Source organism: Stenotrophomonas sp. Br8 (assembly GCF_014763005.1).
Taxonomy (GTDB): domain Bacteria; phylum Pseudomonadota; class Gammaproteobacteria; order Xanthomonadales; family Xanthomonadaceae; genus Stenotrophomonas; species Stenotrophomonas lactitubi.
Genome location: NZ_JACGTN010000017.1, coordinates 89,548 through 102,115, shown reverse-complemented (window position 1 = coordinate 102,115; position 12,568 = coordinate 89,548). Strand labels below are relative to the sequence as shown.

The following is a 12,568-nucleotide window of genomic DNA, read 5'->3' as shown; positions in this document are numbered from 1 at the left end:
CCCAGGAAACCCCATGAACCACGACCAGTCCCACGCCCTGTTCTCCCGCGCCCAGGAACTGCTGCCCGGCGGCGTCAACTCACCGGTGCGCGCGTTCAAGTCGGTCGGCGGCGAACCCTTCTTCGTCGAGCGCGCCGACGGCGCCTACCTGTACGACGTCGACGGCAACCGCTACATCGACTACGTGGGTTCGTGGGGCCCGATGATCGTCGGCCACAACCACACCGCCGTGCGCCAGGCAGTGAAGAAGGCGATCGACAACGGCCTGTCCTTCGGTGCGCCGTGCGCAGCGGAAGTGACCATGGCCGAGACCATCACCCGCCTGGTGCCGTCGTGCGAGATGGTGCGCATGGTGAACTCCGGTACCGAGGCTACCCTGTCGGCGATCCGCCTGGCGCGCGGTGCCACCGGCCGCAACTGCATCGTCAAGTTCGAAGGCTGCTACCACGGCCACGGCGACTCGTTCCTGGTGAAGGCCGGCAGCGGCATGCTGACCCTGGGCGTGCCGACCTCGCCCGGCGTGCCGGCCGGCCTGAGCGAACTGACCCTGACCCTGCCTTACAACGACTTCGAGGCCGCCACCGCCCTGTTCGAGGCACGCGGCAGCGAGATCGCCGGCCTGATCATCGAACCGGTGGTGGGCAACGCCAACTGCATTCCGCCGCGCGAAGGCTACCTGCAGCACCTGCGTGCGCTGTGCACGCAGTACGGCGCCCTGCTGATCTTCGACGAAGTGATGACCGGTTTCCGCGTTGCCCTTGGCGGTGCGCAGGAGTACTACGGCATCACCCCGGACCTGACCACCTTCGGCAAGATCATCGGCGGCGGCATGCCGGTGGGCGCCTACGGCGGCCGTCGCGAACTGATGCAGCAGATCGCCCCGGCCGGCCCGATCTACCAGGCCGGTACGCTCAGCGGCAATCCGGTGGCGATGGCCGCCGGCCTGGCCATGCTGGAGCTGATCCAGCAGCCGGGTTTCCACGACGATCTGAGCGCGCGCGCCGCACGCCTGTGTGCGGGCCTGGAAGCTGCCGCCGCCGATGCGGGCGTAGCGGTGACCACCACCCAGGTGGGCGCTATGTTCGGGCTGTTCTTCACCAGCGAAAAGGTGGAGACCTATGCCCAGGCCACGGCCTGCGACATCCCGGCATTCAACCGCTTCTTCCACGCGATGCTGGACCAGGGCGTGTTCCTGGCACCGTCGGCGTACGAAGCCGGCTTCCTGTCCAGCGCACACGATGATGTGGTGATCGAAGCGACGCTGGCAGCGGCGCGCGTGGCGTTCAAGGCGGCCAAGGGCTGAGCCCCGCCGTGGTGGGTGCCGACCTTGGTCGGCACTTCCATCCACGCGTGGCGTGGATCTACTGGGCACCGTGCTTCATCCACGCATGGCGTGGATCTACTACCAGAGCCACGCCATGCGTGGCTGCTGCGCACTCAACCGAAGACGAACTTGCCCTTCATCATCGCGAAGTGGCCGGGGAACGAGCAGAAGAAAGTGTAATCGCCGCCTTTCTGCATGCCCTTCGTGGAAAAACGCACCCGGGCGGTCTCGCCACCACCGATCACCTTGGTGTGGGCCAGAACACGCTTGTCGGCCTTCGGCAGGTAGCTGTCGGCCAGGGTCATGCGCATGCCCGCGATCGCCACCGGCTGGTAGTCGGCGGTGCGGGTCAACACCCAGTTGTGGCCCATCGCGGTGGCGGCCAGCCTGCCGGTGTGGCGCAGGGTCAGGTCCACTTCGCTGCAATCGGCGGCCACCTTGATCTCGCGGCTGCTGAAACTCATCTGGTCGGTGCTGTCGATGCTGACCGCACATACGCGCGCCATCGCCGACGGCGCCAGCATCAACGCGCCCAGTCCCACCGCTACCATCCAAGCCTTCATCATCACGTCTCCTGCAGGTTCGATGGCCATTCTAGGCAGCGGCCGGCAGGCCCGGCTGCGACCGTGTGTCGCAGTCGTGGTCCAGGGTTTGCGCTGGGATGCGGCAATGGCATGCTCGACCGATGCGGATCGACCTTCTCCTGCTCGATGTCGACGGCGTGCTGGTGCACTACCAGCGCGCACAGCGCGTGCTGCATCTGGCACAGGCGCTGGACGTGCCGACCGCGCACGTGCAGGCCGCACTGTATGACAGCGGGCTCGAAGCGGCACACGACAGCGGCACGCTGGATGGCGCGCGCTATCTGGCCAAGCTTGGCGAACTGCTCGGCACAACGGTAACGCTGCCAACCTGGATCGCCGCACGGCACGCGGCCAGCCACCCGCAACTGCCGGTACTGCAACGGCTGCAGGAACTGCAGGTGCCGATCGCGGTGCTGACCAACAACGGTGCGTTGATGGCACAGGCGCTGCCGACGCTGCTGCCGCAGCTGTTTCCTGCATTGCAGGGACGCGTGTTCTGCAGCGCGGACTTCGGCCTGCGCAAACCTGCGCCGGAGGTATTCCTGCGCACGCTAGCGGCCCTCGGCGTGGCACCCGGGCACACGCTGTTCGTCGATGACCTGTTCGCCAACGTGCGCGGTGCGCGCGTGGCGGGCCTGCACGCGGAAACCGTGCAGGACGGACGCGGACTGGGCAAGGTACTGAAGCGCTACCGGGTGCGGTAGCGCCAGGCCATGCCCGGCGAGCGCAGCGGAAAAAAAGAGACGCCGGGCATGGCCCGGCGCTACCCTGGTGAATGATCAGCGCGCGGCGACGAACGCAGCAATCGCCGCGCGCAGGCGCTTCAGGCCTTCGGCCACTTCTTCGTCGGTGATGTTCAACGACGGCACGAAGCGCAGCACGTCCGGGCCCGCCTGCAGGGTCAACAGGCCCTGTTCGGCGGCGTGGTCGAGGATGGCGCCAGCCTGGCCAGCAAACTCCTTGCTCAGCACCGCACCCAGCATCAGGCCGCGACCGCGCACCTCGCTGAACACCTTGAACTCGTCATTGATGCGGGCGAAGCCATCGCGCAATGCCTTCGACTGGCGACTGACATTGGCCGCGATCTCGGCCGAAGCCAGCTTGCGCAGCGCCACTCGAGCGACAGCCGCGGCCAGCGGATTGCCGCCGAAGGTGGTGCCGTGGGCACCGAACTGCATGGTCTCGGCCACCTTCGGGCCGGCCAGCATCGCGCCGATCGGGAAACCACCACCCAGCGCCTTGGCCAGGGTCACCATGTCCGGCACCACGTCATCCTGCCAGTGAGCGAACAGCGTGCCGGTACGGCCCATGCCGGCCTGGATCTCGTCCAGCACCAGCAGTGCGTTGTGCTGGTCGCACAGCTCGCGCACACGCTTGAGGAAGCCGGACTTGGCCGGCATCACCCCGCCCTCGCCCTGGATCGGCTCCAGCATCACCGCCGCCACGTCGCCAGCCGCCATCGCGGTTTCCAGCTGCACCTCATCGTTGAAGTCGATGTAGCGGAAGCCCCCCGGCAGCGGCTCGTAGCCTTCCTGGTACTTCGGCTGCGCGGTGGCGGTCACCGCACCCATGGTGCGGCCGTGGAAGCTGCCGCGGAAGGTGATGATGACGCGCTTGTCGGCTGGACGGCCCTGGCTGGAGGCCCACTTGCGGACCATCTTGATCGCCACTTCGTTGGCTTCGGCGCCGGAGTTGCACAGGAACACGCGCTCGGCGAAGCGGCTGGACTTCACCAGTTCCTCGGCCAGGTGCAGCGGCGGCGCGCTGTAGAACACGTTGCTGGTATGCCACAGCTTGCCGGCCTGTTCGACCAGCGCGGCGACCAGGTCCGGGTCGTTGTGGCCCAGGCCGCACACGGCGATGCCTGCGGCCAGGTCGATGAACTCACGCCCCTGGCTGTCCCACACGCGGGCGCCCTGGCCTCGCTCCAGCACCACCTGGCGGGGCTTGTACACCGGCAGGTAGTAGTGCGACAGGGAGATCAGCGGATCGGTAGCGGCGGTCATGGCAGTCGGCAGGGTTCAGGAATGCCCATTCTCGCGCCGGAACCGGTGCGGCACAATGCACGCATGCGACCGTTTTCCGCCCCCCAGCTGAACCCCGCCACCGAGACCGGCTGGCGCCGCCAGTGGTTCGACATCATCTACCGCCACGACAGCCGGCCCTCGCGCAATTTCGACCTGATCCTGGTGGTGGCCATCATCGCCAGCGTCATCGTGGTGATGATCGACAGCGTGCAGCACCTGCATGCGCGCTGGTCCACCGGACTGTACATCCTGGAATGGACCTTCACCGTCCTTTTCACCGCCGAGTACCTGCTGCGGCTGGCGGTGGTGCGTCGGCCGCTGCGCTACGCGCTGAGCATCTGGGGCATCATCGATGTGCTGGCGATCCTGCCCACTTACCTGTCGCTGTTCATTCCCGGCGCGCAGAGTCTGCTGGTTGTGCGTGCGCTGCGCATCCTGCGGGTGTTCCGCATCCTCAAGCTGACCCGCTACGTCGAAGAAAGCGGTGTGCTGATGGAGTCGTTGTGGCGCAGCCGGCGCAAGGTGCTGGTGTTCCTGTTCACGGTCATCACCATCACCATCATCGCCGGCGCGCTGATGTACCTGATCGAAGGCCCCAACCATGGCTTCACCAGCATCCCCAGCAGCATGTACTGGGCGGTGGTGACGATGGCCACGGTCGGCTTCGGCGATATCGTGCCGCAGACCGTGCTCGGCCGCTTCGTCACCTCGGTGCTGATCCTGATCGGTTACAGCATCATCGCCGTGCCGACCGGCATCTACACCGCCGAACTGGCCAGCACCATGCGCGAAGCCGAACTGGCCGCGCGCCGCGATGCACGTGGCTGTCCGCACTGCGGGCTGGAAGGCCACGAGCCCGATGCGCGGCACTGCCGCAAATGTGGCGGACCGTTGCCGGATACGTTCAGCCACTGACGGTGATGCCGGCCAGCGGCCGGCACTACCCATGCCTGCGACAGTAGATCCACGCCATGCGTGGATGAAGCCCTACCGAACGACAGTAGATCCACGCCATGCGTGGATGAAGTCTCGCCGAACGGCAGTAGATCCACGCCATGCGTGGATGCTCCTGGCTCAATCCAGGAACAGATCCGGCAGCAACGGACGCGACGCATCCACCGCATACCCGGAAAGATCGGTCACGCCGGCTTCGGCCAGCACCTCATCATCGATCAGGAACCGGCCGTGGAAGCCGGCCGCTTCACGCACCAGCACCGCATGCGCGGCATCGGCCATGATCTGCGGTGTGCGGCAGCCGCCGACGTCCACGCCAGGAATCATGTTGATCGCATCGGTAGCAATGACCGTGCGCGGCCACAATGCATTGACGGCCACGCCCTGCGGGCCGAACTCGGCGGCCAGGCCGAGAGTGACGAAGCTCATGCCCATCTTCGCCAGCGTGTAGCCGGTGTGCGCGCCCCACCACTTGGGATCGAGACTCGGCGGCGGCGCGAGGGTCAGGATGTGCGGGTTCGGCGCCTGCAGCAGGTACGGCAGGCAGGCCTGCGCGCACAGGAAACTGCCGCGCGAATTGACCTGCTGCATCAGGTCGAAGCGCTTCATCGGCGTGTCCAGGGTGCCGCGCAACCAGATGGCGCTGGCGTTGTTGATCAGGATGTCGATGCCACCGAAGGTGTCCACGGCGGCAGCAACGGCTGCCTGCACCTGGTCTTCTTCGCGGATGTCGCACTTCAGCGCCAGGCCCTGGCCACCCGCTGCGGTCACCGCCTCGGCGGCACTGTGGATGGTGCCCGGCAGCTTCGGATTGGGCACCGACGACTTGGCGGCAATGGCGACGTTGGCGCCATCGCGCGCGGCGCGCAATGCGATCGCCAGGCCGATGCCACGCGAGGCACCGGTGATGAAAAGGGTTTTGCCCTGCAGACTGCCCACGTTCCACACTCCAGCGTATGCAATGAGCCGCTAGTATGCCGCGCCGACGCGGAGTTCACCGCACGTTGACGATACTGGCGCCCCGGTCACTGCACGAGGTCCATGCCATGCGCTGTTCCCGCCTGTTGTTGCCTGCCCTGAGCCTGGCCCTGCTTGCTGCCTGCCAGGGCCGCTCACCTGAACCCGGCAGCGCGCCGGCCAAGGATGACGCCGCCAGCGTCGACAAGGCGGCCGGTGATGGCAAGCTGCGCTGGAGCGAGGCCGTTGTCTGGGATGGTGACCTCAACGCCTGCCGCCAGGGCGACAGCGCGGCCACCCGCGATTGCCTGCGTGATGCGATGCGTGCCGGCGGGGCCAGTGCCGACGCGGTCACCGCCGCCGAACAGCTTTCCACCGGTGGCGAACTGGCCTACGTGACTGCCTGGCATGAACATGACGGCCTGGGCGTGGCCACCGTCGAATACCCGTTCCGCGCCAACACCAATGAAGGCACGCGCCTGGTCGATGCTGGAGGCAAGCGTATCGACGTGGATGCAGTGCAGCTGGACGACACGCTGCGCGCCGATCCCGGCGTGCAGGAGGTGCTGAAGGCGAACCCGCAGGCCACGCCGTTCGCGCCGGCGCAGGCCGCGGGTACTGCAGCACTGGACGGCGGTGGCATCCGCCTGCTGTACCGCACGCCGCTGCGCGATTGCCATGCGTGCCCGGATGTGGGGCAGCTGCAGATCGGCTATGACTTCGACGGCAAGCGCAACTTCATCGGCCAGCAGGTGGTACCGGTGACGCCGTAGTAGTTCGCCGCGCCATTCGGTAAAGCGCATCCACGTATGGCGTCGATCTACTGGTACCCGCGCACCTGCTTGCTGAGCTGCGAAGGCAGCGCGCTCACGGCTTGGGCCCCTGCCCTTCGTTGTCTTCCCAATGCAGGATGCGGCGGGTGACGAAGCGGTAGACCGGCTTGCCGGTGGCGAACCAGAGGTCGCGCACCCACGAGGTGCGCTTGAGCACGCGCTTCTCCACCGGCGTCAGCGACGCGCGGCAGTACATGCGCTTGTGCTTGAGCAGGTGGCGCAGGTCTTCGCGCGCCAGCAAGCGCATCCAGCGCGAGCGCGGGTCGCCGATCACCGCCAGCTGGAAGTCGATCAGCGCCGGTCGACCGTCCTCGGTCACCAGCCAGTTGGCTTCCTTGGCCAGGTCGTTGTGGGCCACACCGCGTCGATGCAGCTGTTGCAGCAGGCGACGCGCGGCGCGGAACCAGGCCACATCACCGCGCGGCGGGCGCTGGTACATCGCATCGCCGGCCATGAAGCTGCGGTCCAGGTTGCGGCCATTCCAGTCCAGCAGTTGCGGCACGTCGGCCATGCCGTGGATGTGCTTCAGCGCGCGCGCTTCGCGCCGCGCCAGCCACCACGCAGGCAGCCGCAGCCACAGCGGCGTGGCCCCCAGATCGCGGCGCACGAAGGGGCCTTCCGGGCCCTGCACGAGGAGGATCCGGCCAAAGCTGTCGGCCTTCAGTGCATGCGTTGGCGCGTCGTTGGATACAGGCATGGCGACATTCTAGGCGATGGCGATGGTTGCAAACGGTCACCAAGCGGCTGGGAACCAGTCACCTTCACGCCTCTATAATCGGGAAATGGACTCTTCATGGATCGACGCCACCCTCGCGTGGATTGCCGCTCATCCCGTGTTGGCGGGTGCGGTCATCTTTCTGATCGCCTTCTGCGATGCGGTCATCATTCTTGGCGCCATCGTGCCGGCGCTGCCGTTGCTGTTTGCCGTCGGCGTGTTCATCGGCCTGGGCCAGATCTCCGGGCCGTATGCGGTTGCAGCCGCAGCGCTGGGTGCATTCGCCGGTGATGGCATCAGCTACTGGATAGGCCGGCGCTGGGGCGACCGCCTGCGTGGCGTCTGGCCGTTCAGCCGTTACCCGCAGCTGCTCGACCGGGGCGAGAACCTGTTCCGCCGCAATGCATTCAAGAGCATCCTGATCGCCCGCTATGTCGGCGCGATCCGGCCATTCGTGCCCGCCATTGCCGGCATGATGAAGATGCCTGCCAGCCGTTATGTGCAGGCCAGTGGCATCGCCAGTATTTCCTGGGCTGTGCTGTTCCTGGCCCCGGGCTGGATCCTCGGCGAGGCCTACGACACCGTCGCTGCAGTTGCCGGCCGGCTGGTCGTGGTGGCGGGCCTGCTGGCGGTGATCCTCAGCCTGGTCTGGGCCATCGTGCTGTACGGCTATCGCTGGTCGGCCGCACGCATGGACAACTGGCTGGCCCGCCTGCTCGACTGGTCCAACCGGCACCCGACACTCGGTCGCTACACCGTCGGCGTGCTCGACCCGAAGCGCCGCGAGTCGGTACCGCTGGCGATGCTGGCGCTGATGCTGCTGCTGTTGGGCTGGGGCTGGTTCGCCCTGTTGACCGTGGTGGTCGCCCATGGCGAGCCCCTGGCGGTGGATCTTCTGGTGCACCAGGCAATGCTGGCCCTGCGCAATCCGCTGGCCGATTACCCGATGGCCGCTTTGGCGTCGTTGGGCGCATGGCAGGTGCTGCTGCCGGCAACCGCTGCAGCGATGGGCTACCTGATCTGGCGCCGGCGCTGGATGGCGGCCGCCCATTGGCTGGCCGCATTGGCCTTCGGCCTGGCCCTGACCAAACTGCTCGGCGCCACCGTCGATGTGGTGCGCCCGATCGATGCCAGCAGTGGCTTCGGCTTCCCGTCGGTGTCGGTGACCATGGCCACCATCACCTTCGGCTTCTTCGCGGTGCTGATCGCCCGCGAAATGCCCGGCCGCACCCGCGTCTGGCCGTACCTGGTATCGGGCATCGTGGTCAGCCTGATCGGCTTCTCGCGCTTGTACCTGGGCGCGCACTGGCTGAGCGATGTCATCGGCGGCATGTTGTTCGGCACGTTCTGGCTGCTGGTGCTGGGCATCGCCTACCGTCGCCGCTTCAACCGCTCGTTCTGGGTCAAGCCGGTGGCCTGGCTGTTCTACGGCGTCTTCGCGGTGGCGGCGATGTGGTACGCGCCGCGCAACATCGCCATCAAGCTGGAACGCTTCGAGCCGACCCTTCCGGCGCCGCTGGCGATGGACGCGCAGGCCTGGTGGCAGCACGACTGGGCGAAGCTGCCGGCACGCCGCAACGAATTCGACGATGACCAGCGCTGGCCGCTGGACGTGCAGGTGGCTGGCCCGCTGGCGCCGCTGCAGGCGCAGCTGGAAGCGCGCGGCTGGCAGGTGCAGGCCCAGGCCGGCTGGCAGGAAGCGCTGCTGATGCTGGACAAGAACACCGGCGCCGATGAACTGCCGGTGCTGCCGGCGACACTGGATACGCGCGTCGAAGCGCTGCTGATGGTGCGCCAGGGCGCGCAGGCCGATGAGCGCTACGTGCTGCGCCTGTGGCAGGCACCAGCGCAGCTGCAGCCGGGCGACACGCCGTTGTGGCTGGGCAGCGCGCAGACCCTGCGCTACGAGCGTCACTTCCAGTGGATCGGCATGTGGCACCCGGTACGCGGGATCGATCCGGCGTTGAACGCGGTGAAGGAAGCGGTGCAGGCGCTGCCTCAGCAGGAAGCCGTGCACCCGGAAACCGACCTGCCGGTGCTGCGGTTGAAGACCACCGCGCCCTGATGGATCCGCCGGGCATGGCCCGGCGCTACCGCCTCCGCTCTGGTAGTCGCCAACCTTGGTTGGCGCTTTCGGGCAAAGCCTGCCAACCAAGGTTGGCATCTACCGGTTCTGGGTTGGTTGGCATCTACCGGTTCCGTTTTGGTTGGCGGCTGCCGGTCTCGGCGTTCCGTCGTTACGGCATCCAGCCCAGCAGCTGCTGCAGGCGCTGGTGCGGGTCGTCCAGCTGCAGCAGCTGCAGGCGCTGCTGTTCGCTCAGCGGCAGCAGTTCGCCCAGCCGCCAGCTGACCCAGCTGGCCTGGTCCATCAAGGCCGGCGTGGCCGGTGCGAATGCCGTGCCCGCCTGCTCGATGATGTGGTCCAATACCGTCGCCAGCAGCGCATGCTGCGGACGCAGTTCGTCATCGGGATCCTCATCGCACCAGCGCACATCGGCAACCACCAGCCCGTTGTCGCGCACGCGCGTGCGCTCGACATGGAAACGGCGGGTGCCGCGCAATCGCAGCTGCAGCACGCCATCGGCGCCGACGTCGAAATCCTCGATCTTCACCTGCACGCCGAAGGCGGCCGGCGTTGCCGGCGCTCCCACTTCGTGCCCTTCCAGGATCAGGCAGACACCGAAACCTTCGCCGCTGCGCCCAGTTTCGCGGACCAGATCCAAGTAGCGCGGCTCGAAGACGCGCAGGCCGATGGCCGCTCCCGGAAGCAGCGTCGTATGCAGCGGGAACAGCGGCAGCGAACCCTCGCCGCTCATCGTGCCTGCAGTCCTGCCAGGAAGCGGCGCGGTGCGCCGTCGAAGCCACCGTTGGACATGAACACCACATGGTCGCCGCTGCGCACATCGGTCTGCAGCTGCGCCAACAGCGCGTCGGTATCGGCCACCGCGTGCGCCTCACCGCGCACCGCGGCGATCACTGCGGCCGCATCCCAGGCCAGCTCCGGGCGGTGCAGGAACACCACCTCATCGGCGAGTGCCAACGACGGTGCCAGCGCTTGTGCGTGGGCCCCGAGCCGCATCGAATTGCTGCGCGGCTCCATCGCCACCACGATGCGCGCATCACCGACCCTGGCACGCAGGCCTTCGAGGGTGGTCGCAATCGCGGTCGGGTGATGGGCGAAGTCGTCGTAGACGGTGATGCCATCGTGGTTGCCGATCACTTCCATGCGGCGCTTGACGCTGCGGAAGCGCGCCAGCGCCGGGATCACCTCGGCTGGCGCGACACCCACTGCGTGCGCAGCGGCCAGTGCAGCCAGGCCATTGAGCACGTTGTGCCGGCCCAGCAGCGACCACTGCACATCGCCCAGCGCCTGCCCGCGATGGTGGACGCGGAACGCGCTGCCATCGGCGGCCAGCAGCTCGGCATGCCATTCCAGCGCGGGATCGAAACCGAAGCGCTCGACCGGGGTCCAGCAGCCCATCGCCAGCACTTCGGCCAGGTGCGCGTCTTCGCCGTTGACGATCAGGCGGCCGCGCGCCGGCACGGTACGCACCAGGTGGTGGAACTGGCGCTGGATCGCCGCCACGTCGGGGAAGATGTCAGCGTGGTCGTATTCGAGGTTGTTGAGGATCGCCACCAGCGGCCGGTAGTGCACGAATTTGCTGCGCTTGTCGAAGAACGCGGTGTCGTACTCGTCGGCCTCGACGACGAACTCGCGGCCCTGGCCCAACCGGGCGGACACGCCGAAGTCCTCGGCCATGCCGCCGATCAGGAAGCCGGGGGAGCGACCGGCATTCTCCAGCAGCCAGGTCAGGATGGTGGTGGTGGTGGTCTTGCCATGGGTGCCGGCCACGGCCAGGGTATCGCGGCCCGGCAGGACCTGCTCGGACAGCCACTGGGCGCCGGAAATGTAGCGCTGGCCGGCATCCAGGACGGCTTCCACCGCCGGGTTGCCGCGCGACAGCGCATTGCCGATCACCACCTGCCCGGTGCCTTCCGGCACGCTGTCGGCGCGGTAGCCCTGGTCCAGGGTGATGCCCAGCTGCTCGAGCTGGGTCGACATCGGCGGATAGATGGCCTGGTCGCTGCCGCTGACCGTATGGCCCAGTTCCCGCGCCAGGGCGGCCACGCCACCCATGAAGGTGCCGGCGATTGCAAGGATATGTACGCTGCTCATGACCGGGGATTGTGACCGATCACGGCTGTATAGGGCCATTGTCGGCAGAAGGGTAAGAGAACCCCTACAGTCACTGTGAGAAAACTCCAATCGCATGTCAGGGAATTCCCGATAGCGATGTTCTGTGAACCCGGACACAATTCAGGATGCCAGCCGCAGTACCCGAACCGGTCCTACTCCCCAAGAGGCCATCCCCAAGGGAGCTCATGCTGTGGGGGCCCTGAGCAAGCCCTTTGCTGGCACCTATGCAACGAAACAGGCCTGATCCTCGCGGATCAGGCCTGTTTTTTTTTGCGCCAGCGGCGGCCGGCATCGACCGCCCGAACGGGTCAGCGCTTGATCGCCGCCAGGATGCGGGCTTCGATCTCGTCCAGTTCGCCGACGCCATCGACGCGCGCCAGGGTGCCACGGCCAGCGTAGAAGTCGACCACCGGAGCGGTCTGCTCGGTGTAGACCTGCAGGCGCTTGCGCACCGATTCCGGATTGTCGTCGGCGCGGCCCTGTTCCTGCGCACGGCCGGCGATACGCTCGACCAGCAGTTCGGTGGCCACATCCAACTGCACCACGGCATCGAGCGGCTGGCCAATCTCGGCCAGCATGCCGTCCAGCGCGTTGGCCTGGGCCACATTGCGCGGATAGCCGTCAAGGATGAAGCCCTTGGCGACATCGGCCTGGGCCAGGCGCGACTTCAGCATGCCCAGCAGGATCTCATCGGACACCAGGTTGCCGGCATCCATCACCGACTTGGCCTGCTTGCCCAGCTCGGAGCCGGCGGCGATTTCCGCGCGCAGCATGTCGCCGGTGGAAATGTGGGCGATCTCGAGCTTTTCCTTCAGGCGCGTCGCCTGTGTCCCCTTGCCCGAACCGGGCGGTCCCAACAGAACCAATCGCATTGACCTGACTCCAACGTGTTGAAAATAAAGAAGGTTCGCGTCCCGGACGGTCCGGTATCGCTGCACCGCAATAGCGCCACTTTAGCGCATCCGGGTAATGTCCC

The 12,568-nt window shown here is 67.0% G+C and carries 12 protein-coding genes; 5 read left to right on the top strand and 7 right to left on the bottom strand.

Translation table 11 applies throughout. From position 1 onward, the window contains the following. Positions 1–13 precede the first annotated feature (13 nt). Positions 14–1,303 carry a glutamate-1-semialdehyde 2,1-aminomutase gene (hemL, locus tag H3005_RS15620; protein WP_191078551.1) on the top strand — a complete coding sequence of 430 codons (1,290 nt, stop codon included), beginning with the start codon at positions 14–16 and terminating at the stop codon, positions 1,301–1,303. Positions 1,304–1,437: 134 nt separating this feature from the next. Here hemL and azu read toward each other — a convergent pair whose 3' ends face one another. Continuing rightward, the gene (gene azu, locus H3005_RS15615; protein WP_191078550.1) at positions 1,438–1,887 is read right to left on the bottom strand and encodes an azurin; all 450 of its coding nucleotides are present in this window, start codon (positions 1,885–1,887) and stop codon (positions 1,438–1,440) included. A 122-nt stretch (positions 1,888–2,009) separates the two neighbouring features. On the opposite strand from azu, the gene H3005_RS15610 reads away from it, so the two are divergent. Continuing rightward, positions 2,010–2,612 (top strand): HAD-IA family hydrolase, encoded by a 603-nt coding sequence (locus H3005_RS15610; RefSeq protein ID WP_191078549.1) that lies wholly within the window; start codon positions 2,010–2,012, stop codon positions 2,610–2,612. Between the two features lie 75 nt (positions 2,613–2,687). Here the strand turns inward: H3005_RS15610 and H3005_RS15605 are convergent, their stop codons facing one another. Then, positions 2,688–3,914 carry an acetylornithine transaminase gene (locus H3005_RS15605; protein ID WP_100460254.1) on the bottom strand — a complete coding sequence of 409 codons (1,227 nt, stop codon included), beginning with the start codon at positions 3,912–3,914 and terminating at the stop codon, positions 2,688–2,690. A gap of 63 nt (positions 3,915–3,977) precedes the next feature. Between H3005_RS15605 and H3005_RS15600 the strand changes: the two genes are divergently transcribed. Then, complete coding sequence (locus H3005_RS15600) at positions 3,978–4,850, top strand: ion transporter (protein ID WP_100554199.1); 873 nt, start codon at positions 3,978–3,980, stop codon at positions 4,848–4,850. 159 nt (positions 4,851–5,009) lie between these two features. Here the strand turns inward: H3005_RS15600 and H3005_RS15595 are convergent, their stop codons facing one another. Beyond that, positions 5,010–5,828, bottom strand: a complete 819-nt coding sequence (locus H3005_RS15595) for an NAD(P)-dependent oxidoreductase (RefSeq protein ID WP_100460256.1) — start codon at positions 5,826–5,828, stop codon at positions 5,010–5,012. 107 nt (positions 5,829–5,935) lie between these two features. Between H3005_RS15595 and H3005_RS15590 the strand changes: the two genes are divergently transcribed. Beyond that, positions 5,936–6,619 carry a hypothetical protein gene (locus H3005_RS15590; protein ID WP_191078548.1) on the top strand — a complete coding sequence of 228 codons (684 nt, stop codon included), beginning with the start codon at positions 5,936–5,938 and terminating at the stop codon, positions 6,617–6,619. Between the two features lie 94 nt (positions 6,620–6,713). Here H3005_RS15590 and H3005_RS15585 read toward each other — a convergent pair whose 3' ends face one another. Next, entirely contained in the window at positions 6,714–7,376 is a 663-nt protein-coding gene (locus H3005_RS15585) for a serine/threonine-protein kinase (RefSeq protein WP_191078547.1), read from the bottom strand. Between the two features lie 85 nt (positions 7,377–7,461). On the opposite strand from H3005_RS15585, the gene H3005_RS15580 reads away from it, so the two are divergent. Further along, complete coding sequence (locus H3005_RS15580; protein WP_191078546.1) at positions 7,462–9,459, top strand: bifunctional DedA family/phosphatase PAP2 family protein; 1,998 nt, start codon at positions 7,462–7,464, stop codon at positions 9,457–9,459. A gap of 172 nt (positions 9,460–9,631) precedes the next feature. On the opposite strand, the gene H3005_RS15575 is transcribed toward H3005_RS15580, so the two are convergent. The 3 genes from H3005_RS15575 to H3005_RS15565 form a co-directional block, all read right to left on the bottom strand. Beyond that, entirely contained in the window at positions 9,632–10,210 is a 579-nt protein-coding gene (locus H3005_RS15575) for an LON peptidase substrate-binding domain-containing protein (protein WP_089236694.1), read from the bottom strand. Then, the gene (gene mpl / locus H3005_RS15570; protein ID WP_191078545.1) at positions 10,207–11,571 is read right to left on the bottom strand and encodes a UDP-N-acetylmuramate:L-alanyl-gamma-D-glutamyl-meso-diaminopimelate ligase; all 1,365 of its coding nucleotides are present in this window, start codon (positions 11,569–11,571) and stop codon (positions 10,207–10,209) included. The genes H3005_RS15575 and mpl overlap by 4 nt, the downstream gene beginning before the upstream one ends. Positions 11,572–11,900: 329 nt before the next feature. Next, complete coding sequence (locus H3005_RS15565; RefSeq protein ID WP_025874177.1) at positions 11,901–12,464, bottom strand: adenylate kinase; 564 nt, start codon at positions 12,462–12,464, stop codon at positions 11,901–11,903. Between the last annotated feature and the right edge of the window lie 104 nt (positions 12,465–12,568).